The following is a 24,362-nucleotide window of genomic DNA, read 5'->3' on the forward strand; positions in this document are numbered from 1 at the left end:
AAAAATCACTGGATACAGTATGGTACCGTTAACGTTTCTTCGAAAAAAAGCCACGCGCAGCGTGCCGCTTCTGCTGGCAGCCCTGATCTTCGCAGGCTGTGGCACCCAGGCACCCGATCAAACCACTGCCCATATGCAGGGTTCAGCCCAGGCTGATTCTGGCTTTTATCTGCAACAAATGTCGCAGAGTTCAAATGATACCAAGACCAACTGGCAATTACTCGCCATTCGTGCACTCCTGAAAGAGGGGAAAACCCAGCAGGCTGCCGAACTGTTCAACCAGTTGCCGAAAGATCTTAACGACACTCAGCGTCGTGAGCAGGAGCTGCAGTCTGCCGAACTGAAAGTGGCATTGAAAGATTTCGCGGCTGCGAAAAAGATCCTCGGTAATATCGACGTGAGCACGCTTGATAAAAACCAGCAGGCTCGTTTCTGGCAGGCCGGTATCGCCGCAGAGCAGGGCCATCCTTCCCTGACGCTGCTGCGTGCTCTGGTCGCTCAGGAGCCCCTCCTCGGTGGGACGGACAAGCAGAAAAATATTGATGCTACCTGGCAGACGCTCGCCTCCATGACTCAGGAACAGGCCCAGGCGCTGGTCATCAATGCAGACGAAAACGTGTTGCAGGGCTGGCTGGACTTACAGCAAATGTGGTTCAACAACCGCAACGATCCGAAGATGCTGAAAGCGGGTATTACCGACTGGCAAACCCGCTACCCACAAAACCCAGGTGCGAAAATGCTGCCAACACAGCTGGTAAACGTGCAGAACTTTAAACCTGCATCCACCAGCAAAATCGCTCTGCTCCTGCCGTTGAATGGCCAGGCGGCGGTGTTTGGCCGTACCATTCAGCAAGGCTTTGAAGCGGCGAAAAACGGTACTCCTGCGGTAACAGGCAGTGCCGTTCCTGCTCAGGCGGCCCAGGCCGCGAACGTGAACGAGGTGGTCAGCCCTTCCACCGCAGAGACCAGTGACCTGACGACAGCACAAACGCCAGCTCAGGGCACCATGCAGAACCCGGTCACCGCGCCTGCCACGCCTGCAGCTGCACCTGCTGTCACACCTGCCCCGGCGGCTCAAGCTCCGGTGGCAACACCGGCTGCTCCAGCGACCAGCACCGCAGTAGCACCGCAACCACAGACTACTCAACCTGCGCCTGCACCTGCACCTGCACCTGCACCGCAGCAGGCAGCACAGCCCCAGAGTGTGGCAACCACCAGCGCCAACCCGGGCACTGAGCTGAAAATCTACGACACCAGCTCTCAGCCGCTCGATCAGGTTCTGGCGCAGGTTCAGCAGGACGGTGCAAGCATCGTTGTTGGCCCACTGCTGAAAAATAACGTGGAATCGCTGATGAAGAGCAATACCACGCTGAACGTGCTGGCGCTCAACCAGCCAGAGCAGGTTCAAAACCGTGCCAACATCTGCTACTTCGCCCTTTCACCGGAAGATGAAGCCCGCGATGCGGCACGTCATATTCACGAGCAGGGTAAACAGGCTCCACTGTTGCTGATCCCACGTAGTTCGCTGGGCGATCGTGTCGCCACTGCGTTTGCCGGAGAGTGGCAGAAACTGGGCGGCGGTATTGTGCTGCAGCAAAAATTTGGCTCGACCTCTGAACTGAGAGCGGGCGTAAATGGCGGCACAGGTATCGCCCTTAATGGCAGCCCGGTCTCTGCCAGCCTGCCACAACAGCAAGGCGTAACTATCGGCGGCCTGACCATTCCTGCCCCACCAACCGACGCGCAAATCAGCGGTGGCGGCAAAGTGGACGCGGCCTATATTGTGGCCACACCGGAAGAAATTGCCTTCATCAAGCCAATGATTGCTATGCGTAACGGTAGCCAGAGCGGCGCAACGCTTTACGCCAGCTCCCGCAGCGCACAAGGTACTGCCGGCCCGGATTTCCGTCTGGAAATGGAAGGTCTGCAATACAGCGAAATCCCTATGCTGGCAGGCAGCAATCCTGCACTGATGCAGCAAGCGCTGAGTACCGTGCATAACGATTACTCTCTGGCGCGGCTGTATGCGATGGGTGTCGATGCGTGGGCGCTGGCGAACCACTTTACCCAGATGCGCCAGGTGCCAGGCTTTGAGCTGAACGGCAACACGGGCGATCTGACAGCAACTCAGGACTGCGTGATTAACAGGAAGTTATCATGGCTCAAATACCAGCAGGGGCAAATCGTCCCGGCCAGTTAAGCCGCAAAGAGACCGGTGACGCGTGGGAGTTAAAAGCGCGTCGCTGGCTTGAAGGCAAAGGACTGCGCTTTATCGCCGCTAACGTTCGCGGACGTGGCGGCGAAATCGACCTGATCATGAAAGACGGTCAAATTATCGTGTTTGTTGAAGTACGCTACCGACAGTCTTCCCGTTTTGGCGGTGCTGCCGCCAGCGTGACGCTCGCCAAACAACATAAATTATTACAGACTGCCCACTTGTGGCTTGCCCGCCATAATGGGAGTTTTGATACTGTGGATTGCCGTTTCGATGTGATAGCCTTCACCGGAAGTGAGATCGAATGGCTTAAAAACGCGTTTGGCGAAGGCGCATAAATAAGATTTAAAGGGATAACGTGCTCGAAAGAATTAAAGTGTGCTTCACAGAAAGCATTCAGACTCAGATTGCTGCGGCGGAAGCCCTCCCGGACGCGATCTCCCGCGCAGCAATGACGCTGGTACAGTCTCTGTTGAACGGCAACAAAATCCTCTGTTGTGGCAATGGCACCTCGGCCGCCAACGCACAGCATTTTGCTGCCAGCATGATCAACCGTTTTGAAACAGAACGCCCCAGTTTACCGGCCATTGCACTAAATACCGATAATGTGGTCTTAACAGCGATTGCTAACGATCGTCTGCATGACGAGATTTACGCGAAGCAGGTGCGTGCCCTGGGTCATGCCGGAGATGTGCTACTGGCGATCTCCACGCGCGGTAACAGCCGGGATATCGTCAAAGCCGTTGAAGCCGCCGTCACTCGCGACATGACCATCGTTGCATTAACCGGCTATGACGGTGGTGAACTGGCGGGGCTGCTTGGGCCGCAGGATGTGGAAATTCGCATCCCTTCTCACCGTAGTGCGCGTATTCAGGAAATGCATATGCTGACGGTAAACTGCTTATGCGACCTAATCGATAACACGCTTTTTCCTCACCAGGATGATTAAGGAGTACTAATGAAGGCTTTATCGACCCTCGCAGTCCTTATGTCTGCACTGTTACTTCAGGGATGTATTGCTGCGGCCGTTGTCGGTACCGCAGCTGTAGGTACAAAGGCAGCAACCGACCCGCGTTCTGTGGGTACGCAGGTAGATGACGGTACGCTGGAGCTGCGCGTCAACAGTGCGCTGTCTAAAGATGAACAAATTAAGAAAGAAGCGCGCATCAACGTGACGGCTTATCAGGGCAAGGTGCTGCTGGCAGGCCAGGCACCGAATATGGAGCTCGCCTCACGTGCTAAACAGATTGCGATGGGTGTAGAAGGTACCACGGAAGTGTTTAATGAAGTGCGTCAGGGCCAGCCAATTGGCCTGGGCACGGCCTCTTCCGATACCTGGATCACCACCAAGGTACGTTCCCAGCTGTTGGGTACAGACCAGGTGAAATCCTCAAACGTGAAAGTGACGACCGAAAATGGCGAAGTGTTCCTGCTGGGTCTGGTCACCGATCGTGAAGGGAAAGCGGCTGCCGATATCGCCAGCCGGGTGAGCGGTGTGAAACACGTCACCACCGCGTTTACCTATATCAAGTAAGCAGAACGCAAAACTGCAGGCCCGGTAGGCGTCATCAACGCTACCGGGCTTTTTTATATCAGCGCAATACACCCCACAATCACCCCGCTTAACGCCACCAGCCCCGCAGTCAGCCACAGCGCTTTCGCCGGGAATGACTTTCTCAGCATGATAAGTGACGGCAGGCTGATCGCCGGCAGTGTGATGAGTAGCGCCAGCGCCGGGGCGGTTCCCATACCGGCCAGCATCATGGTTTGCACAATGGGGATTTCCGCCGCGGTTGGGATCACAAACAGGCAACCTGCAACCGCCATCGCCACTACCCACAGCAGCGTATTGTCGATTGCCCCGTCCGCATGCGGGAAGAGCCAGACACGCGCGGCCCCCAGAACCAGCACCGCCAGGATATAAACCGGGATTGTGCTCCAGAAAAGCTGCCACAGCGCACTCCCCCAGCGCGCAAAGAAACCACCCTGCGGCTCCCCCATCTCCAGCTCGACAGGGGCTGGCTCAGGTTCGTTGTCTTTCACCAGGTTTTGTACCAGCGTCGCCACCACCAGCACCGTCAGAAGCCCAGCCACCAGACGGATAACGGCAAAATGCCAGCCAAGCACAAAGCCCATAAATACCAGCGTTGCCGGGTTTAACAGCGGGTTGCCCATCCAGAACGCGAGCGCACCGCCCATTGATACGCGCTGGCGACGCATTCCGGCGGCGACAGGTGCAGCACAGCAAGAACACATCATCCCCGGAAGGGCAAAAATCGTCCCCAGCAGGGTGCCCTGAAAACGTGGTTGACCCAGGGTTTTCACCAGCCAGTGACGCGGAATAAGAACCTGAATCAGCGACCCCAGGATCACGCCGAATACGGCAGCTTTCCAGACCGCAAGGAAATAGACCATCGCATAATCCCACGCCGCCTGCAGCGGGCTGGAATCGGCCTGAGTGAGAATGGATTTACCTATGCTGTGGGTATCGGCGGCGGTGAAAGCTTTACCGTAATACGGCTGCCATTTCACATACCAGAGGCCGACAATAACCACGAGAAAGAAGAGTGCGGGTTTCCACCATTGAACAGGTGTTGCCGCCTGAGATGAAGACTGACCAGTCATAGCATTCCCCGGAGAGTGTTAGAATTAGCCGGGGGAGTTTACGCCTCGCCCTGAGCGATTTCACGCAGTTTTGCCGAAGGGATGATATTCACCCCCTCCTGAGACGGAGCCAGCGCTTCTTTCAGCATCGCGCGCGCCACATCCCGCGCTTCAATAGATTTCCAGTTACCGGGCAGCAACGTAAACAACGGAGCGAAGACAGATTCATTAAAACGCCGTTTTTCGCGGTGCCCAAGCAGCATAGAGGGGCGGACGATCGTCAGGTATTCCCACTTCTGCGCGATCAGCGCCTTCTCCATCTTTCCTTTTACCTTGTTATAGAAAAAGGGAGAGTTTGCATTTGCCCCCATCGAACTGACCACCACCAGATGTCTGGCACCCAGCTTTTTGGCTCTGAGCGCAGTATCAATAACCAGCGCATAATCGGCATGCACAAACGCTGCTTTACTGCCCGCGTCACGCCGGGTCGTGCCCAGGCAGCAAAACGCAATATCAATGGGATCACGCACCTGCGCCAGCGCATCGGTCAGATTAGGATCATGAGGATTAAACACACCGGAGGTATCAGCAAGCGGGCGGCGCGTCGGCGCGGCGATGTAATTCACCTTGCGCTCCTGAATCAGCAGTCGTAGCAAATACCCGCCTACCAGCCCGGTTGCGCCTGTAATTAGCACCTGACTCATACGCTACTCCTGACGTAGCCAGTGGATTTTTTTACCAAATCCCAGTGTGTTATCTGTGAATTTTAGCTCATCAAGGCGGATTTCCCACACCGGCGCTTTAAACGCAAGCGCAACCGGGAAACGGCGAGTGTAGTGTTTACGCTGTACCTCGCTTTCTTCCCCGTCCAGACGGCGGATCTCTCCTTTGAACTGCACCCCGCGGATCTGCGCGACCGTTTTCGGCTGGCCGTTGACCGTACCCGCCACCTTCGCCTGTGGCCCCGTCATTTGTGCATGACGCGTTTTATCTTCGCTCAGGACATAAAAGGCCACGCGTACGGGATCGTAGTAGTAGAACGCGTTTGCACACCACATTTCACCTGCGTCATACACACACCAGGTAACAACATGCTGCTTCGCCAGCCAGCGGTTAATGGCGGCCAGTGTTTCCATTTTCGTTCTCTCTCATGCTATGGTGCGCTCACCTTAACATACTGAATCTGTATACCGTGTGCTGGTTTCTCTATCTTGTCCGAACCGCTGATAATGCCCTCTACACCGGAATAACCACCGATGTGGCGCGGCGTTTCCTGCAACATCAAACGGGGAAAGGGGCAAAAGCGCTGCGGGGGAAAGGGGAATTACAGCTCGCCTTTTCAGCGCCCGTGGGGGACAGATCGCTGGCGCTCAGAATGGAATACCGCATTAAGCAGCTGACGAAGCGCCAGAAAGAGCGCCTCGTCACCGGAGACGGCTCCTTTGAGGCGCTACGCGAGAGCCTGGTTAAAACCGATTGAAGTGGTCGTGGTACTCTACCAGGCCATTCACGCCGTTTAGCGCATCATCTGCCAGACGGTGTACCTGGAAGGCGGATTCAGTGCCCGGCCAGCGGCAACGCAGATCGTAATGCGCCGCCTGCTCGAAACCTAAACGGCTATAGAGTGCCGGTTCGCCCAGCGTCACCACGGCGGCGTAGCCAAACTCATTCAGCGAGTCCAGCCCTTCATAAACCAGCTGACGCGCCAGCCCCTGACCACGGTAGTTCTCATCGACCGCCAGCGGTGCCATTCCTACCCACTGTAGCTCTTCACCCTGAACTGTCACCGGGCTGAAGGCGACATAGCCAACCACCTGCCCTTCGTCATCGGTGGCAACCAGCCCCAGCGTAATCAGGCCGTCTTCGCGGAGATCGTGGACCAGTTGGGCTTCTGCATCGCTCGCAAAAGAACGGCGTAACAACGCATCGATACCCGGTGCATCAATCCCAATTTCAACTCGAATCAGCATGGCTCACCTACTGAAGTGTGTTTACTTTCCGGCGGGGTTTTCAGCCCGGCCTCAACGAAATCTGCCATTTGCATCAACATCACGTGCAGTGCTTTCGGCATCTGCTCCAGCTCAATGGCATCCATTAAATTTTTGACGTACAGACCGAGTTCCGTATCACCTTCAATCACCAGACGGCGCTGGAAGAAGAGCGTATCCGGATCCTGCTTACGCGCGGCGATCATCAACAGATCGCTGGCATTGGCGCTAAAGCTCACATCCGCTTCGGCGGACTCTCGTACGATCAGCTGGTTATTCTCAACCGAAGTAAACCAGCGCAGCCCGATATCACGGACTTCAATACTTAGCCAGCGGCCTTCCAGAAACTCCAGCTCGCCGTCCTGCAGCGCCTGGCGAAACTGCCAGCTCAGCACCTGCTCCAGCACCTGGCGTTTAAGCGCGAACGGTGCCAGTTTTACCGGCACGCTCAGCATTGATGGCCCAAATTGTACGAGACGTGAACGCAGTTTATCCAGCACGAGCTTTACTCCCTGATAGCAATAATCCGGTTATTTTGCCATATCCGGAGGACAACATAGCGGCGTAAATCAACAAACTGTCGTCCGGTGTACCTCATTATTGGTGTCATCAATACGCCATTAGCTGCCTTAAATCAAAAATTGTCGCGTATGGGTTAATTAAAATCCCAGCTCGTTAACAATTTTGCGATCGCAGTGATCGACTTACATCAGGATAAATTATGGAGCTGCTCTGCCCTGCCGGAAACCTTCCGGCGCTTAAGGCGGCCATCGAAAATGGGGCCGATGCGGTCTATATCGGGCTGAAAGACGATACTAACGCCCGCCATTTTGCTGGCCTCAACTTTACGGAGAAAAAGCTTCAGGAAGCCGTTAACTTCGTACACCAGCACCGCCGTAAGCTGCATATCGCCATCAACACGTTTGCCCATCCTGATGGCTACGCACGCTGGCAGCGCGCGGTGGACATGGCGGCGCAATTGGGTGCAGATGCGTTGATTCTGGCCGACCTCGCCATGCTTGAGTATGCGGCAGAACGCTACCCACATATTGAGCGCCACGTCTCCGTTCAGGCATCCGCCACCAACGAAGAGGCCGTGCGTTTTTACCATCGTCATTTTGACGTTGCCCGCGTCGTGCTGCCGCGCGTGCTCTCTATTCATCAGGTTAAGCAACTCGCACGCGTCACGCCAGTGCCGCTGGAAGTTTTTGCCTTTGGCAGTCTGTGCATCATGGCCGAAGGGCGTTGCTATCTTTCCTCCTATTTAACCGGTGAATCACCGAATACCGTCGGAGCCTGCTCACCTGCCCGCTTTGTTCGCTGGCAGCAAACGCCGCAGGGGCTGGAGTCTCGCCTGAATGAAGTGCTGATTGACCGCTATCAGGACGGTGAAAACGCTGGCTACCCGACGCTGTGCAAAGGCCGCTACCTGGTCGACGGCGAGCGTTATCACGCCCTGGAAGAGCCCACCAGCCTCAACACGCTGGAGCTGCTGCCGGAACTGCTGGCTGCCAATATTGCCTCTGTGAAAATTGAAGGCCGCCAGCGCAGCCCGGCCTACGTGAGCCAGGTGGCAAAAGTCTGGCGTCAGGCCATCGACCGTTGCATGGCCGATCCGCAGAACTATGCCCCGCAACCTGTCTGGATGGAGACGCTCGGCGCGATGTCTGAAGGTACACAAACCACGCTTGGCGCGTATCACCGTAAATGGCAGTGAGATAACCATGAAATATTCATTAGGGCCAGTGCTCTACTACTGGCCAAAAGAGACGCTGGAAGATTTTTATCAACAGGCCGCGACCAGCAGCGCAGATGTGATTTACCTCGGCGAAGCGGTATGCAGCAAGCGCCGGGCAACAAAAGTGGGTGACTGGCTGGATATGGCCAAAAGCCTGGCGGGAAGTGGCAAACAGGTTGTGTTGTCGACGCTGGCACTGGTTCAGGCCTCATCTGAACTGGGTGAGCTGAAGCGCTATGTCGAAAACGGTGAGTTCCTTCTGGAGGCCAGCGATTTAGGCGTGGTGAATATGTGCGCCGAACGCAAACTGCCGTTTGTCGCCGGACATGCGCTGAACTGCTATAACGCGGTGACACTGCGCCTGTTGCTGAAACAGGGTATGACCCGCTGGTGTATGCCGGTAGAACTCTCCCGCGACTGGCTGGCAAACCTGCTGACTCAGTGCGAAGAGCTGGGGATCCGCAATCAGTTTGAAGTGGAAGTGCTGAGCTACGGGCATCTGCCGCTGGCCTACTCCGCACGTTGTTTTACCGCCCGTTCGGAAGACCGTCCGAAAGACGAATGCGAAACCTGCTGCATAAAATATCCAAACGGACGCAGTATGCTGTCGCAGGAAAATCAGCAGGTATTTGTCCTCAACGGTATTCAGACCATGAGTGGCTATGTCTATAACCTCGGCAACGAGCTGGCATCGATGAAAGGGCTGGTGGACGTGGTACGCCTGTCACCGCTGGATACGGAAGTCTTCGCGATGCTGGACGCATTCCGCGCCAATGAAAACGGTGCCTCTCCCCTGGCGCTGACGGCCAACAGCGACTGTAATGGCTACTGGAAACGCCTCGCCGGGCTGGAGCTGCAGGCGTAAATTTACACAACATCATTCAAGTTGCATCAAGGCGGCAAGTCTGAGGATCCCCAGGAGCTTACTCAAGTAAGTGACTGGGGTGAACAGACGCAGCCAACACAGAGACAGCGTGAAGGATGAAGTGTAAAAGCTCACTTTGTTAACAACGGTTAGTAATTTTTAATGCACTATTAAAAGATTCACCGTCGACAAAGTGAGCTGTTATGACTGATAAAACCCTTCCGTTTTCGGTGCTGGATCTGGCTCCGATCCCTCAAGGTTCCTCGGCTGGAGTTGCTTTTTCACACTCTCTGGATCTTGCCCGTCTGGCCGAGAAACGAGGTTATCACCGCTACTGGCTGGCCGAGCACCACAATATGGTGGGGATCGCCAGCGCCGCAACCTCAGTGCTGATTGGTTACCTGGCAGCCAATACCACCACACTCCACCTGGGGTCGGGCGGTGTGATGCTGCCGAACCACGCTCCACTGGTGATAGCCGAGCAGTTTGGTACCCTGAATACCCTTTATCCAGGCCGGATTGATTTAGGGCTGGGGCGTGCGCCAGGCAGTGACCAGCCGACCATGCGCGCCCTGCGTCGCCATATGAGCGGCGACATCGACAATTTCCCGCGTGATGTTGCTGAACTGGTGGACTGGTTCGATGCGCGAGATCCGAATCCGCATGTACGCCCGGTGCCAGGCTACGGCGAGAAGATCCCGGTTTGGCTGTTAGGCTCAAGCCTTTATAGCGCACAGCTCGCCGCGCAGCTGGGGCTGCCGTTTGCGTTTGCCTCGCACTTCGCGCCGGATATGCTGCACCAGGCGCTGCATCTCTATCGCACCAACTTTAAACCGTCCGAACGTCTGGAAAAACCGTACGCGATGGTGTGTATCAATATCATTGCCGCCGACAGTAACCGCGACGCAGAATTCCTGTTTACCTCCATGCAGCAGGCGTTTGTGAAATTGCGGCGCGGCGAGACGGGACAGCTACCGCCACCGGTGGAGAATATGCATCAGCTGTGGTCGGCTTCCGAACAGTATGGTGTGCAACAGGCGCTGAGTATGTCTCTGGTGGGGGATAAAACAAAAATCCGTCACGGGCTGGAAGCGGTGCTGCGTGAGACGCAGGCAGATGAAATTATGGTTAACGGACAGATTTTCGATCACCAGGCGCGTTTGCACTCGTTTGAGCTGGCAATGCAGGTGAAAGAGGAAATGTAGCGTGGTGCGGTTTGTTGCCCTCTCCTTGTGGGAGAGGGCAACAAGAGATTTTACGGGTAGACAGGCAGCAGGTTAAAACTCGACAGGACGTGAACCAGCGCGTTGCCAAAACCGAACACCAGAATCAGCGCAATCATCGGTTTGCCGCCCCAGACGCGGAATTTCGGGCTACCGAAGCGTTTACGCGATTTACGCGCCAGCAGTGCCGGGACAATTGCCGCCCAGATAGTCGCAGCCAACCCGGCATAGCCAATGGCGTACAGGAAACCGTTCGGCCACAGCAGACCACCGACAACCGGCGGCAGGAAGGTCAACAGCGCGGTTTTGAAACGCCCCATTGCCGAATCATCAAAGCCAAACAGATCCGCCAGATAATCAAACAGGCCCAGGGTTACGCCGAGGAAGGAACTCGCCACGGCAAAGTTGGAGAACACCACCAACAGCAGATCCAGACTGCGGCTGTTCAGTACCCCGCTCAGTGCCTGAACCAGCACATCAATGTTACCGCCCTTCTGTGCAATACCGATAAATTCAGGGCGCGGAATGTTACCCATCGTCCCCAGCAGCCAAATTACATACAGTCCCAGCGCCAGCAGCGTACCGTAGACCAGACACTTCACAATCGTACGCGGATCTTTGCCGTAATATTTCATCAGGCTCGGCACATTACCGTGATAGCCAAACGACGCCAGACAGAACGGCAAGGTCATCAACAGGTACGGCGTATAAGAGGTATTCACTTCTGCCACGTTAAACAGCGTCGCCGGGGTAACGTGCCCCAGCAGGCTGCCGAATGTCAGGAAGAAGGTAATGACCTTCGCACCCAGCACGATTGCCGTCATGCGACTGACCGCTTTGGTACTCAGCCAGACAATAAACGCCACGCCCAGCGCGAAGCATAGCCCCGCCAGACGGGCCGGGACGTTCAGCGACATCTCCGCAAAGGTATGGTGCAGAATCGAACCACTCGCAGAAATGTATGCGTAGGTGAGGATATAGAGCACAAATGCAATGGAGAGGCCGTTCACCAGGTTCCAGCCTTTGCCCAGCAGGTCTTTGGTGATGGTGTCGAAGCTCGAACCAATGCGGTAGTTCAGGTTAGCTTCGAGGATCATCAACCCGGAATGGAGCATGCAGAACCAGGTAAAGACCAGCGCCGCCAGCGACCAGAAGAACCACGCACCGGACATAACCACTGGCAGGGAAAACATCCCGGCACCAATGATGGTTCCGCCGATGATCACCACACCGCCAAGCAGCGAAGGTGACGTTTGGGTGGTGGTTAGTGTCGCCATACAGCCATTTCTCCAGTCAATAATGCGGTGATGCATTTTAATGTGCAGCACTGTACCAGTACAGGAGTACAAAAGGAATAAAAAAAGCCCCGATAGTGTTTATCGGGGCTGTATATTTTACTTTACGTCAGTTGCGTAAGGCTTACGCGTCACGGCGACGGCTTGAGCCTTCGTCACGACGTGGGCCACGGCTTTCGCGACGTTCGCCGGAGAAACGACGACCTTCACCACCGCGACCTTCGCTGCGACCGCCTTCACGACGTTCGCCACCGAAACCACGACCACCGCCACGACGTTCGCCACCACGGTCAGGACGTGGCTGTGCATCGCCCAGCAGCTGCATGTTCATCGGCTTGTTCAGGATACGGGTGCGAGTAAAGTGCTGCAGTACTTCGCCCGGCATACCTTTTGGCAGCTCGATGGTGGAGTGAGAACCGAACAGCTTGATGTTACCAATGTAACGGCTGCTGATGTCGCCTTCGTTAGCGATCGCGCCAACGATGTGACGAACTTCAACACCATCATCACGGCCAACTTCAATGCGGTACAGTTCCATTTCGCCAGCGTCACGACGCTCACGACGTGGACGGTCTTCACCGCCACGCTCTGGACGGTCACCACGTGGGCCACGGTCATTACGGTCGCCACGACGTTCGAAACGATCGTCACGGTCACGGAATTCACGCTTAGGACGCATCGGTGCATCTGGTGGCACGATCAGGCTACGTTCGCCCTGAGCCATTTTCAGCAGTGCTGCAGCCAGGGTTTCCATGTCCAGTTCTTCGCCTTCAGCAACAGGCTGGATCTGCGACAGCAGCGCACGGTACTGATCCAGATCGCTGCTTTCCAGCTGCTGCTGAACTTTGGCGGCGAATTTTTCCAGGCGGCGTTTGCCCAGCAGATCTGCGTTTGGCAGGTCAGCTTCTGGAATGGTCAGCTTCATAGTACGTTCGATGTTACGCAGCAGACGACGCTCGCGGTTCTCAACGAACAGCAGCGCACGGCCAGCACGACCTGCACGACCTGTACGGCCGATACGGTGAACGTAAGACTCGGAATCCATTGGGATGTCGTAGTTCACAACCAGGCTGATACGTTCAACGTCCAGCCCACGTGCTGCCACGTCGGTTGCAATCAGGATATCCAGACGACCGTCTTTCAGACGCTCCAGAGTCTGCTCACGCAGGGCCTGGTTCATGTCGCCGTTCAGCGCTGCGCTGTTGTAGCCGCTACGCTCCAGAGCTTCAGCCACTTCCAGGGTCGCGTTTTTGGTACGAACGAAGATAATCGCCGCATCAAAATCTTCCGCTTCCAGGAAACGTACCAGCGCTTCGTTTTTGCGCATGCCGTACACAGACCAGTAGCTCTGGCTGATGTCCGGGCGAGTGGTAACGCTGGACTGAATACGCACTTCCTGCGGCTCTTTCATGAAGCGGCGGGTAATGCGACGAATTGCTTCTGGCATGGTTGCAGAGAACAGTGCGGTCTGATGACCTTCCGGGATCTGCGCCATGATGGTTTCTACGTCTTCGATGAAGCCCATACGCAGCATTTCATCTGCTTCATCCAGTACCAGGCCGCTCAGTTTAGAGAGATCCAGAGTACCGCGCTTCAGGTGATCCAGCAGACGGCCCGGCGTACCGACAACAATCTGTGGACCCTGGCGCAGGGCACGTAACTGCACGTCATAACGCTGGCCGCCGTACAGGGCTACCACGTTTACGCCGCGCATATGTTTAGAGAATTCCGTCATTGCTTCTGCAACCTGAACAGCCAGTTCACGGGTTGGAGCCAGGACGAGGATCTGCGGAGCACGCAGATCGGGATCGATGTTGTTCAGCAGCGGCAGCGAGAACGCCGCAGTTTTACCGCTACCAGTCTGGGCCATGCCCAGCACGTCACGACCAGAGAGCAGATGTGGGATACATTCTGCCTGGATCGGAGATGGTTTTTCGTAACCCAGATCGTTAAGGGCTTCAAGGATAGGAGCCTTCAGGCCCAGATCTGCAAAAGTGGTTTCGAATTCAGCCATGTAGTACGAGTGCCTCAATGTCAATGGCGGCCAGTCTACTTAGCTCATCGTGAAAATGATCTGCAATTTTCATTGAAAAGTGTGAACCGGCTCAAATTAGATGTATTGACGAACAACAACGCCCTCACCAGTTAAGGTGATGGCAATCAAAAGATTACGGGCTGATGTTTATGTCGTCAGCTATTGCTGGTCCGATTCTGCCAGGTCGTCGTGCTCCTGGCCCAAGAGCGATAATTCCAACAATGCATAACGGTGCTCAACGAAGTTGTGTACGTTGTTAGCAACCGCTAATTTGAACAGTGCCGTAGCGCTGTCCTTATCCCCCAGACTTAGGTAGTACTTACCTAAATAGAAGTTGGTTTCACTGAGATGCTCAGCGAGCGAGGTGTTATCCGTTGCGTCCGCCTTGAGGCGTTCCATCAGCGTTGCTTCGCTAATGTTGCCCAGGTAGAACTCGACAATGTTCCATCCCCATTGTTCCTTGTCCGATTTATCGAAGCGCTGTTTCAGTGCTTCTTTGGCCTGCTTCTCATCAAGCTTTCGCTCAACGATGTAAAGCCACAGGCTACGGAAAGGATCATTAGGATCGTCATGATAAAACGCCAGCAGATCATCTTGCGCTAACTTATCACGACCGCCGTAATACAATGCGATACCGCGATTCAAGTGCGCGTAGTTGTAAGTTGGATCAAGCTCAAGTACAGAATCAAACGCTTCATAGGCAGCATCAAAATTGCCTGCCTGCGTTAAATAAATGCCTAAGTAGTTGAATACTTCAGGCATATCAGGTCGGATAGCCAGCGCTTGTGAGAAATCATTCCGCGCTAATGCCCTCAGACCGAGACTATCATACAACACTCCGCGCTCATATAAAAGCTGTGCGCGTTCGTCATCGGTTAAAGCCCGACTGGCAAGAATTTGTTCCATGCGTGCCAGAATCACTTCCTGCTGCAAAGTCGGTTGCAATGGCACTGCGAGGACTTCGCTCTTACGCCAGGCAGAGTTGCTGCATCCTGCCAGCGTTAAAGCTGTCGCAACGAAACACCAGCGCAAAAAAGGCTTCATTTCCCACTCCCGAAGACAACAATTGGATGAACGTCCTGTCCCCCGGCGGCTTAACAAGGCGTCCTGCCTGATAATAGGCCCTCCGCAATGCGGAGGGCAAATGGCAACCTTACTCGCCTTGCTGTTCTGCGGCCTGTGCTTCTGGCGCAGCAGCTGGCTGAGACTGCTCGGTTGCTTCTTTAATGCTCAGACGGATACGGCCCTGACGGTCAACTTCCAGAACCTTAACCGGTACTTCCTGACCCATCTGCAGGTAATCGGTCACTTTCTCAACGCGCTTGTCAGCGATCTGAGAGATGTGTACCAGACCTTCTTTACCGCCACCGATGGCAACGAATGCGCCAAAGTCAACGATACGGGTCACTTTACCATTGTAGATGCGGCCCACTTCGATTTCTGCAGTAATTTCTTCGATGCGACGAATAGCAAATTTCGCTTTCTCGCCGTCGGTTGCTGCGATCTTCACAGTACCGTCATCTTCGATTTCGATGGTGGTGCCCGTTTCTTCGGTCAGAGCACGGATAACGGAACCGCCCTTACCGATAACATCTTTGATCTTGTCTGGATTGATCTTGATGGTGTGGATACGTGGAGCGAATTCAGAGATATCACCGCGTGGTGCGTTGATTGCCTGTTCCATCACACCCAGGATGTGCAGACGCGCACCTTTAGCCTGGTTCAGAGCAACCTGCATGATCTCTTTGGTGATACCTTCAATTTTGATATCCATCTGCAGCGCAGAGATACCGTCGCGGGAACCCGCTACTTTGAAGTCCATATCGCCCAGGTGGTCTTCGTCGCCCAGAATGTCAGACAGAACAACAAAGTTGTCGCCTTCTTTCACCAGACCCATTGCGATACCCGCAACAGCGGCTTTGATTGGCACGCCTGCATCCATCAGCGCCAGAGATGCGCCACACACGGAAGCCATTGAAGAAGAACCGTTGGATTCGGTGATTTCAGAAACCACACGAACGGTGTACGGGAATTTATCAGCTTCTGGCATCACAGCCAGCACGCCGCGCTTCGCCAGACGACCGTGACCAATTTCACGACGCTTCGGTGAACCCACCATACCGGTTTCACCTACGGAGTACGGAGGGAAGTTATAGTGGAACAGGAAGCTATCAGTGCGCTCGCCCATCAGTTCATCGATGATCTGTGCGTCACGTGCGGTACCCAGCGTTGCGGTAACCAGCGCCTGAGTTTCGCCACGGGTGAACAGTGCAGAACCGTGAGTACGTGGCAGCACGCCAGTACGAACGTCCAGACCACGGATCATGTCTTTTTCGCGGCCATCGATACGCGGCTCGCCTGCCAGTACGCGGCTACGAACAACGTTTTTCTCGATAGCGTGCAGGATTTCACCGAGTTCGTTAGCGTCCAGCGCTTCGTCTTCAGCAACCAGCGTCGCGATGGTTTCAGACTTGATCACGTCAACCTGAGCATAACGCTCCTGTTTGTCGGTGATGCGGTAAGCATCGCTCAGACGAGATTCTGCCAGTGCCGCAACGCGTGCATTCAGCACGTCGTTAACCGCTTCTGGCTGCCAGTCCCAACGTGGTTTACCGGCTTCTTTCACCAGTTCGTTGATGTTCTGGATAACAACCTGCTGCTGGTCGTGGCCAAATACCACAGCACCCAGCATCTGGTCTTCGCTCAGCAGTTCAGCTTCGGATTCAACCATCAGAACCGCCGCTTCAGTACCTGCAACCACCAGGTCCAGCTTACTTTCTTTCAGCTCTTCCTGCGTTGGGTTCAGTACGTACTGGTCGTTGATGTAACCGACGCGCGCAGCACCGATTGGGCCGTTGAATGGAATACCAGACAGAGACAGGGCAGCGGACGCACCGATCATCGCCACGATGTCCGGGTTAACCTGTGGGTTAACGGAAACAACGGTCGCGATAACCTGCACTTCGTTAACGAAGCCTTCCGGGAACAGTGGACGCACCGGGCGGTCAATCAGACGCGCAATCAGGGTTTCGCCTTCGCTTGGACGGCCTTCACGACGGAAGAAGCCACCCGGGATTTTACCGGCAGCGTAAGTACGCTCCTGGTAGTTCACGGTCAGAGGGAAGAAGTCCTGACCTGGTTTTGCTTTTTTCTGGCCAACTACGGTCACGAATACCGCAGTGTCATCCATGCTTACCATAACAGCAGCAGTAGCCTGACGTGCCATCATGCCGGTTTCCAGCGTGACGGTATGCTGACCATACTGGAATTTACGAACGATCGGATTCAGCAAAATTCTGTCCTTTCTCAAATGTTTGACAGCACACCACCGGTGTGCTGACGATTTAACCCGATCTTCTTCGCATCCTCGCGACTAATGACAACCGACACCCTCATGGGTGAAGCCTCTCATTAGCCGCGCGAACCTCTGCAATGAAGATCATTTATAGCAACAATACAATAGTTTCCAGTGAATTGCTGCCGTCTGGTTGAAAAAAGGGGCCATCAGGCCCCCTTTTCTGAAACTCGCAAGACTTAGCGACGCAGACCCAGACGCTCGATCAGCGCGGTGTAACGTGCAACATCTTTACGTTTCAGGTAGTCGAGCAGTTTACGACGCTGAGAAACCATGCGCAGCAGACCACGACGGCTGTGGTGATCTTTTTTGTGCTCTGCAAAGTGACCCTGCAGGTGGTTAATCTGTGCAGTCAGCAGTGCAACCTGAACTTCGGTAGAACCGCTGTCGTTAGTACCACGACCAAACTCAGAAACGATTTTAGCTTTAGCTTCAACGCTTAGAGACATTTTCAAACTCCAGAATATAAAGAATGTAAGGATGCCGATCTCTAATTCAGCAATCCCAGTATACGACCCGCAGGTTGTTAAACAATTTGCAGATCGTTAAGCGGCGATATTCTACTCGTCTCCCCTGCTTATCGCAAGGTGAGCCGTTATCGCCTTTAGCCTTCGACCGGATATTCCACCACCAGACGACGCGGCGCAACGCGCCCTTCGCCATCCATTTCACCCATGCCGATAAACTTACCGTCATCACCTTCAGTCACGCGTACCAGACCGTCCTGCGGCGCATCCGTTGTGCGAACCGGGTTTCCGTTTTTAAAGTAAACGGACGATGTTAAAGGAAGATTAACGATCGGGAAGTCTGCTGCCGGACTGTCCATCGGCATCAGCAGCGGGTCAAGCAAATCAGCCGGGGAGATCCCCTGCTCTTCAGCCTGTTCAGCCAGCGCGCGAAGGTGTTCAAGGGTCACCATTCGCTCAACCGGGTATTTACTGACGGCCAGACGACGCAGGTAAATAACATGCGCACCGCAGCCCAGCTTCTCGCCCAGGTCATCGATGATGGTACGAATATAGGTGCCTTTCGAACAGTGGACTTCCAGCTCCAGTTCATCACCTTCGTGGCGAATAAAGAGCAGTTCATACACGGTAATCGGGCGGGCTTCACGCGGAACCTCAATGCCCTGGCGCGCATATTCGTAGAGTTTTTTACCCTGATACTTCAGTGCCGAATACATTGACGGCACCTGCAGCGTGTCGCCACGGAAACTCTCCAGCGCGGCATCCAGCTGCTCAGCGCTAAAAGTGACCGGGCGCTCTTCAACTACCTGACCATCGGCATCAGAGGTATCAGTACGCTGACCGAGTTTTGCGATCACCCGATAACGCTTGTCGGAATCCAGCAGATACTGGGAAAACTTTGTCGCTTCCCCCAGGCAGATCGGCAGCATACCGGTTGCCAGCGGATCCAGCGCACCAGTATGGCCCGCGCGGTTGGCGTTAAAAATACGCTTAACTTTTTGCAGCACGTCGTTGCTGGATGCGCCCTGGGGTTTATCCAGCAACAGCACACCATGCACGTCGCGACCACGACGACGAGGACGACTCATCAGTCCTCCTTGCTGTCGTCCGTCGGGTTAACACGACGCTCGTCGTCGTGTTTCACCACGCTGGTCACCAGGTTGGACATACGCATACCTTCGACCAGCGAGTTGTCGTAGAAGAAGGTCAGCTCAGGCACGATACGCAGGCGCATTGCTTTACCGAGCAGAGAGCGGATGAAGCCAGATGCTTCCTGCAGCGCTTTAATGCCATTTTTCACAGCAGCTTCGTCCTGGTCGTTCAGGAAGGTCACGAACACTTTGGCATACGCCAGGTCACGGGACATTTCAACGCCAGACACGGTGGTCATCATGCCCACGCGTGGATCTTTAATTTCGCGTTGCAGGATGAGAGCGATCTCTTTCTGCATCTCCTGCGCTACGCGCTGTGGGCGACCAAATTCTTTCGCCATAATAAATTCTCCAGACAAAAAAGGGGCTAAAGCCCCTTTTTAAAATTATTGCCGGGTGGCGCGAGGCGATCCCGGCCTACACATGGACTGATCCTTGCTGGATTAGTCGATGCTACGTTGGATCTCGATGATTTCGAACACTTCGATCATATCGCCAACGCGAACGTCGTTGTAGTTCTTCACGCCGATACCACATTCCATACCGTTACGGACTTCGTTAACGTCATCTTTGAAGCGGCGCAGGGATTCCAGCTCGCCTTCGTAGATAACCACGTTGTCACGCAGTACGCGGATTGGGTTGTGACGTTTGATGGTACCTTCGGTAACCATACAGCCCGCGATCGCACCGAATTTCGGTGATTTGAACACGTCACGAACTTCAGCCAGACCGATGATCTGCTGTTTCAGTTCCGGAGACAGCATACCGCTCATCGCTGCTTTCACTTCGTCGATCAGGTTATAGATGACGGAGTAGTAACGCAGATCCAGGCTTTCTGATTCAATCACGCGGCGAGCAGATGCATCAGCACGCACGTTGAAGCCAACCAGGATAGCGTTGGACGCTGCAGCCAGGGTCGCGTCGGTTTCGGTGATACCACCTACACCAGAACCGATGATCTTCACTTTAACTTCGTCAGTAGACAGTTTCAGCAAGGAGTCGGAAATCGCTTCCACAGAACCCTGAACGTCTGCTTTCAGAACGATGTTCACTTCGTGAACTTCGCCTTCAGCCATGTTCGCGAACATGTTCTCGAGTTTAGATTTCTGCTGACGAGCCAGTTTAACTTCACGGAATTTACCCTGACGGTACAGTGCAACTTCACGCGCTTTCTTCTCGTCACGTACAACGGTCACTTCGTCCCCGGCAGCCGGAACACCGGACAGACCCAGGATTTCCACTGGAATGGACGGGCCAGCTTCCAGTACTTCCTGACCCAGTTCGTTACGCATTGCACGAACACGGCCGTATTCAAAGCCACACAGTACGATATCGCCTTTATGCAGCGTACCTTCGCGAACCAGAACGGTTGCAACCGGGCCACGGCCTTTATCCAGGAAGGACTCGATAACCGCACCGCTCGCCATACCGTTACGAATCGCTTTCAGCTCCAGCACTTCAGCCTGCAGCAGGATTGCGTCCAGCAGGTCATCAATACCGGTACCTGCTTTCGCAGACACGTGTACGAACTGGCTTTCACCGCCCCACTCTTCTGGCAGGATGCCGTACTGGGACAGCTCGTTTTTAACGCGATCTGGATCCGCTTCTGGTTTATCGATCTTGTTCACTGCAACCACAACCGGCACACCCGCCGCTTTCGCGTGCTGGATAGCTTCGATGGTCTGAGGCATTACGCCATCGTCGGCAGCAACAACCAGAACCACGATATCGGTCGCCTGAGCACCACGAGCACGCATTGAGGTAAATGCGGCGTGGCCTGGGGTATCCAGGAAGGTGATCATGCCGTTATCGGTTTCTACGTGGTATGCACCGATGTGCTGGGTAATACCACCCGCTTCACCGGAAGCCACTTTCGTAGAACGAATGTAGTCAAGCAGAGAGGTTTTACCGTGGTCAACGTGACCCATGATGGTCACGACCGGTGCACGCGGTTCAGCCGCAGCACCTGTATCACGGTCGCTCATTACTGCTTCTTCCAGCTCGTTTTCACGACGCAGGATAACTTTGTGGCCCATCTCTTCGGCAACCAGCTGTGCGGTTTCCTGGTCGATAACCTGGTTGATGGTCGCCATTGCGCCCAGTTTCATCATCGCTTTGATGACCTGAGAGCCTTTAACCGCCATCTTGTTCGCCAGATCGCCAACGGTGATGGTTTCGCCAATCACAACGTCACGGTTAACCGCCTGAACAGGCTTCTGGAAGCTCTGTTGCAGAGAAGAACCTTTACGCTGTTTGCCGCCTTTACCACCACGAACAGCTGCGCGAGCTTCTTCACGGTCAGCTTTAGACTCGGCGTGTTTGTTGCCTTTCTTCGCCGGACGCGCTGCTTTCGCGTTGCGACCACGGCCACGGCCGCCTTCAACTTCACGGTCGTTGTCATCTTCAGCCTGACGCGCGTGCTGAGAAGTGGTTACGTGGTAATCGCTGGTGTCTTCAGACTGCTCAGCGGTATCAACACCGTTCTTCTCGTTTTCTTCTGCCATACGGCGTGCTTCTTCAGCCACACGGCGAGCTTCTTCTTCGAGCTTGCGACGTGCTTCTTCTTCCGCTTTACGCTTCAGCTCAGCAGCTTCATTTTCACGACGGGCTTTTTCAGCCTGGGCGGTTTTGGTCATTTCGTCTGTCTGTTGATTGCTCACTTTGTCTTTTTCCGCAGCTTCACGCTTCACTTTATCACTGGTGTCGCGTTTCGCTTTTTCTGCGGCCTCACGTTCAGCTTTTAATTCTGCCTCACGTTTGGCAGTTGCTTCCGCCTCACGCTGAGCTTGTTCTTCCGCTTCACGCTGTGCCTGCTCTTCCGCGGCAAGGCGTTCTGCCTCTTGCGGATCACGTTTTACAAAGGTGCGCGTCTTGCGGACTTCAATTTGTACCGATTTGCTTTTACCACCGGTACCAGGGATATTCAACGTGCTGCGCGTTTTGCGCTGCAGCGTCAGCTTGTCAGGCGTAGAGCCGTGTTCACGGTTCAGGTGCGCTAACAAGGTTTGTTTTTCGTTCGCCGTCACCGAATCATCAGCGGACTTCGGGATCCCTGCATCAGCAAATTGCTGTACCAGGCGGTCCACGGAGGTCTGAATCTCGGCAGCCAGCGATTTTACAGTTACATCAGTCATGCTGTTCCTTCCTGCTACAGTTTATTACGCTTCGTCGCCGAACCAGCAAATATTACGTGCGGCCATGATGAGTTCGCCGGCTTTCTCGTCGGTTAAACCTTCGATATCAGCCAGGTCATCAACGCCTTGCTCAGCGAGATCTTCCAGCGTACAAACACCACGGGCAGCCAGCTTGAACGCAATCGCACGATCAAGACCTTCCAGATTCAGCAGGTCATCAGCCGGCTTCTTATCGCCAAGGCTTTCTTCCTGAGCCAGTGCCAGGGTGGTCAGTGCGTTTTTAGCGCGTTCACGCAGGGCTTCAACGGTTGGTTCATCCAGACCGTCAATTTCCAGCAGCTCTTTCATTGGCACATAGGCCAGTTCTTCAAGCGTTGAGAAACCTTCTTCAACCAGAACGGTGGCGAAATCTTCGTCAATGTCCAGATATTTGGTGAAGGTATCAATCGCCGCATGGGCTTCAGCCTGATGCTTAGCCTGCAGGTCATCAACGGTCATCACGTTGAGTTCCCAACCGCTCAGCTGTGACGCCAGACGTACGTTCTGACCGTTACGGCCGATTGCCTGCGCCAGGTTGCCCGCTTCAACCGCGATATCCATCGTATGTTTGTCTTCGTCAACAACGATAGATGCCACATCCGCCGGAGCCATTGCGTTGATCACGAACTGTGCCGGGTTATCATCCCACAGAACGATATCGATACGTTCGCCACCCAGCTCGGTCGAAACCGCCTGAACACGCGCACCGCGCATACCGACGCAAGCACCGACCGGGTCGATACGCTTGTCGTTGGTTTTTACTGCGATTTTCGCGCGGGAACCCGGATCACGAGCAGCGGCTTTGATTTCGATAACTTCTTCGCCAATTTCCGGTACTTCGATACGGAACAGTTCAACCAGCATTTCTGGTTTAGAACGGGTCACGAACAGCTGAGCACCACGCGCTTCTGGACGCACAGCGTACAGAACACCACGGATACGGTCGCCTGGACGGAAGTTTTCACGCGGCAGCATGTCTTCACGCAGGATCACGGCTTCAGCATTACCCGGCATCCCTTCGGATTTGATCTCCAGAGAGATGTTGTCGCGGTTAACTTTCTTCACCACGCCAGTAATGATCTCGCCTTCCTGATCGCGGAACTGGTCAACAACCAGCGCGCGCTCGGCTTCGCGAACTTTCTGCACGATAACCTGTTTTGCGGTCTGGGTAGTGATACGGTCGAAGGTCACAGATTCAATCTGGTCTTCAACGTACTCGCCCACGTTCAGGCTTTCGTCTTCAAAACGTGCCGCTTCCAGCGTGATCTCTTTAGTCGGCTGGGTCACTTCTTCAACAATTACCCAACGACGGAATGTATCGAAGTCACCACTTTTACGATCGATTTCTACGCGAACATCGATCTCTTGTTCGTATTTTTTCTTGGTTGCTGTAGCCAGTGCACTTTCCAGCGCTTCGAAAATCTTTTCACGCGGCAGTGATTTCTCGTTGGAGACGGCTTCAACAACAGCCAAAATTTCTTTGTTCATCGCGGGCTTTTCACCTCAATCCAGACTGTTAAAAGTGGGGAACCAGGTTCGCCTTCTGGATATTACTCAGCGCGAACACTTCATCTTTGCCTTCGACTGCCACCGTGATCATTTCACCATCAACGGCTTTGATAATTCCCTGCCATTTACGGCGGTTCTGTACGGCCATACGCAGAACGAGAGCCACTTCTTCACCGGTAAAGCGCACATAGTGCTCGGCCGTGAACATCGGACGATCGAGGCCAGGTGAGGAAACTTCCAGGTTGTACGCAACGGTAATTGGGTCTTCAACATCAAGAACCGCGCTCACCTGGTGGCTAACATCAGCACAATCATCAACATTGATGCCATCTTCACTATCAATATAGATGCGCAGCGTCGATGTACGGCCGCGAACGAATTCGATGCCGACCAGTTCGTAGCCCAGTGCTTCGACCGGTGCAGTAATCATCTCTGTTAATTTTTGCTCTAATGTGGACAAGCCCACCCCCAAGACATAAAAAAAGGGCGTAAAGCCCAGTTATTCTGTAGTCAGATAACAAAAAACCCCGATAAATCGGGGCTTTAGATAACTGAACCCTATAGCCACAACGGTGGCCTGGAGCACTTTCCGAAAGAATTTTTTCAAATCCAGCTACGAAGGCTCTAAGTCTTCACAGTATATTTGAAAAATGACTTTATGGGAAAATGGTTGCGGGGGCCGGATTTGAACCGACGACCTTCGGGTTATGAGCCCGACGAGCTACCAGGCTGCTCCACCCCGCG

24 protein-coding genes and 1 tRNA gene are annotated in these 24,362 nt (G+C 54.4%); 8 read left to right on the plus strand and 17 right to left on the minus strand.

What is annotated here, in order from left to right; translation table 11 throughout:
- The first annotated feature begins 19 nt into the window (after positions 1-19).
- From ACJ9N4_RS16405 to dolP, 4 genes are read left to right on the plus strand one after another with little or no spacing between them, the layout of a single operon-like run.
- Entirely contained in the window at positions 20-2,200 is a 2,181-nt protein-coding gene (locus ACJ9N4_RS16405; RefSeq protein WP_411500651.1) for a penicillin-binding protein activator, read from the plus strand.
- Entirely contained in the window at positions 2,158-2,553 is a 396-nt protein-coding gene (locus ACJ9N4_RS16410) for a YraN family protein (RefSeq protein ID WP_182272750.1), read from the plus strand. The genes ACJ9N4_RS16405 and ACJ9N4_RS16410 overlap by 43 nt, the downstream gene beginning before the upstream one ends.
- Positions 2,554-2,573: 20 nt before the next feature.
- Complete coding sequence (gene diaA / locus ACJ9N4_RS16415) at positions 2,574-3,164, plus strand: DnaA initiator-associating protein DiaA (protein ID WP_003861754.1); 591 nt, start codon at positions 2,574-2,576, stop codon at positions 3,162-3,164.
- Positions 3,165-3,173: 9 nt separating this feature from the next.
- Positions 3,174-3,749, plus strand: coding sequence for a division/outer membrane stress-associated lipid-binding lipoprotein (dolP, locus tag ACJ9N4_RS16420; protein WP_182272751.1), 576 nt, complete (start codon positions 3,174-3,176; stop codon positions 3,747-3,749).
- Positions 3,750-3,802: 53 nt separating this feature from the next.
- Here dolP and ACJ9N4_RS16425 read toward each other — a convergent pair whose 3' ends face one another.
- Genes ACJ9N4_RS16425 through ACJ9N4_RS16435 form a run of 3 tightly spaced genes read right to left on the minus strand, consistent with a single transcriptional unit; the run spans position 3,803 to position 5,955 of the window.
- Entirely contained in the window at positions 3,803-4,840 is a 1,038-nt protein-coding gene (locus ACJ9N4_RS16425) for a permease (protein ID WP_411500652.1), read from the minus strand.
- A 38-nt stretch (positions 4,841-4,878) separates the two neighbouring features.
- The gene (locus ACJ9N4_RS16430) at positions 4,879-5,523 is read right to left on the minus strand and encodes an NAD(P)H-binding protein (protein WP_182272753.1); all 645 of its coding nucleotides are present in this window, start codon (positions 5,521-5,523) and stop codon (positions 4,879-4,881) included.
- Between the two features lie 3 nt (positions 5,524-5,526).
- Positions 5,527-5,955, minus strand: a complete 429-nt coding sequence (locus ACJ9N4_RS16435; protein ID WP_182272754.1) for a YhbP family protein — start codon at positions 5,953-5,955, stop codon at positions 5,527-5,529.
- 14 nt (positions 5,956-5,969) lie between these two features.
- Here ACJ9N4_RS16435 and ACJ9N4_RS16440 point away from each other — a divergent pair, with 14 nt between their 5' ends.
- Entirely contained in the window at positions 5,970-6,299 is a 330-nt protein-coding gene (locus ACJ9N4_RS16440) for a GIY-YIG nuclease family protein (protein ID WP_182272755.1), read from the plus strand.
- On the opposite strand, the gene ACJ9N4_RS16445 is transcribed toward ACJ9N4_RS16440, so the two are convergent.
- Both ACJ9N4_RS16445 and ACJ9N4_RS16450 read right to left on the minus strand, forming a co-directional pair.
- Positions 6,286-6,789 carry a GNAT family N-acetyltransferase gene (locus ACJ9N4_RS16445; protein ID WP_182272756.1) on the minus strand — a complete coding sequence of 168 codons (504 nt, stop codon included), beginning with the start codon at positions 6,787-6,789 and terminating at the stop codon, positions 6,286-6,288. The two genes, ACJ9N4_RS16440 and ACJ9N4_RS16445, sit on opposite strands and share 14 nt — an antisense overlap.
- Positions 6,783-7,307 carry an SCP2 domain-containing protein gene (locus tag ACJ9N4_RS16450; RefSeq protein ID WP_182272757.1) on the minus strand — a complete coding sequence of 175 codons (525 nt, stop codon included), beginning with the start codon at positions 7,305-7,307 and terminating at the stop codon, positions 6,783-6,785. Before ACJ9N4_RS16450 ends, ACJ9N4_RS16445 begins: the two co-directional genes overlap by 7 nt.
- Positions 7,308-7,528: 221 nt before the next feature.
- On the opposite strand from ACJ9N4_RS16450, the gene ACJ9N4_RS16455 reads away from it, so the two are divergent.
- From ACJ9N4_RS16455 to ACJ9N4_RS16465, 3 genes are all read left to right on the plus strand, one after another.
- Complete coding sequence (locus ACJ9N4_RS16455; protein ID WP_182919000.1) at positions 7,529-8,524, plus strand: peptidase U32 family protein; 996 nt, start codon at positions 7,529-7,531, stop codon at positions 8,522-8,524.
- A 7-nt stretch (positions 8,525-8,531) separates the two neighbouring features.
- Positions 8,532-9,410: a U32 family peptidase gene (locus ACJ9N4_RS16460; protein ID WP_182272759.1), complete on the plus strand. Its 879-nt coding sequence runs from the start codon at positions 8,532-8,534 to the stop codon at positions 9,408-9,410.
- A gap of 203 nt (positions 9,411-9,613) precedes the next feature.
- A complete protein-coding gene (locus tag ACJ9N4_RS16465) occupies positions 9,614-10,615 on the plus strand; it encodes a luciferase-like monooxygenase (RefSeq protein WP_182919002.1) in 1,002 nt (333 codons plus the stop codon).
- Positions 10,616-10,665: 50 nt separating this feature from the next.
- On the opposite strand, the gene mtr is transcribed toward ACJ9N4_RS16465, so the two are convergent.
- The 12 genes from mtr to ACJ9N4_RS16525 all read right to left on the minus strand — a co-directional run bounded on the left by mtr (position 10,666) and on the right by ACJ9N4_RS16525 (position 24,362).
- Entirely contained in the window at positions 10,666-11,910 is a 1,245-nt protein-coding gene (gene mtr / locus ACJ9N4_RS16470) for a tryptophan permease (protein WP_411500653.1), read from the minus strand.
- Between the two features lie 142 nt (positions 11,911-12,052).
- Positions 12,053-13,942 carry a DEAD/DEAH family ATP-dependent RNA helicase gene (locus ACJ9N4_RS16475; RefSeq protein ID WP_182272762.1) on the minus strand — a complete coding sequence of 630 codons (1,890 nt, stop codon included), beginning with the start codon at positions 13,940-13,942 and terminating at the stop codon, positions 12,053-12,055.
- Positions 13,935-14,015 (minus strand): protein YrbN, encoded by an 81-nt coding sequence (gene yrbN / locus ACJ9N4_RS16480; RefSeq protein WP_097533792.1) that lies wholly within the window; start codon positions 14,013-14,015, stop codon positions 13,935-13,937. Before yrbN ends, ACJ9N4_RS16475 begins: the two co-directional genes overlap by 8 nt.
- A gap of 107 nt (positions 14,016-14,122) precedes the next feature.
- A complete protein-coding gene (gene nlpI, locus ACJ9N4_RS16485; protein WP_182919004.1) occupies positions 14,123-15,007 on the minus strand; it encodes a lipoprotein NlpI in 885 nt (294 codons plus the stop codon).
- Between the two features lie 109 nt (positions 15,008-15,116).
- Positions 15,117-17,255: a polyribonucleotide nucleotidyltransferase gene (gene pnp / locus ACJ9N4_RS16490; protein ID WP_395121911.1), complete on the minus strand. Its 2,139-nt coding sequence runs from the start codon at positions 17,253-17,255 to the stop codon at positions 15,117-15,119.
- 242 nt (positions 17,256-17,497) lie between these two features.
- Positions 17,498-17,767, minus strand: a complete 270-nt coding sequence (gene rpsO, locus ACJ9N4_RS16495; RefSeq protein ID WP_003861789.1) for a 30S ribosomal protein S15 — start codon at positions 17,765-17,767, stop codon at positions 17,498-17,500.
- Positions 17,768-17,922: 155 nt separating this feature from the next.
- A complete protein-coding gene (gene truB, locus ACJ9N4_RS16500; protein WP_182272765.1) occupies positions 17,923-18,873 on the minus strand; it encodes a tRNA pseudouridine(55) synthase TruB in 951 nt (316 codons plus the stop codon).
- Complete coding sequence (rbfA, locus tag ACJ9N4_RS16505; RefSeq protein WP_006687890.1) at positions 18,873-19,277, minus strand: 30S ribosome-binding factor RbfA; 405 nt, start codon at positions 19,275-19,277, stop codon at positions 18,873-18,875. Before rbfA ends, truB begins: the two co-directional genes overlap by 1 nt.
- Positions 19,278-19,379: 102 nt before the next feature.
- Positions 19,380-22,070, minus strand: a complete 2,691-nt coding sequence (infB, locus tag ACJ9N4_RS16510) for a translation initiation factor IF-2 (RefSeq protein ID WP_182272766.1) — start codon at positions 22,068-22,070, stop codon at positions 19,380-19,382.
- 24 nt (positions 22,071-22,094) lie between these two features.
- On the minus strand, positions 22,095-23,597 hold the full coding sequence (gene nusA / locus ACJ9N4_RS16515; protein WP_028017046.1) for a transcription termination factor NusA: 1,503 nt from the start codon (positions 23,595-23,597) through the stop codon (positions 22,095-22,097).
- A 28-nt stretch (positions 23,598-23,625) separates the two neighbouring features.
- Positions 23,626-24,078: a ribosome maturation factor RimP gene (gene rimP / locus ACJ9N4_RS16520; RefSeq protein ID WP_152082405.1), complete on the minus strand. Its 453-nt coding sequence runs from the start codon at positions 24,076-24,078 to the stop codon at positions 23,626-23,628.
- A 207-nt stretch (positions 24,079-24,285) separates the two neighbouring features.
- A tRNA-Met gene (locus ACJ9N4_RS16525) sits at positions 24,286-24,362 on the minus strand.

The sequence above is a fragment of the Enterobacter sp. LM3 genome (genome assembly GCF_046622475.1).
GTDB lineage: Bacteria > Pseudomonadota > Gammaproteobacteria > Enterobacterales > Enterobacteriaceae > Enterobacter > Enterobacter cloacae_P.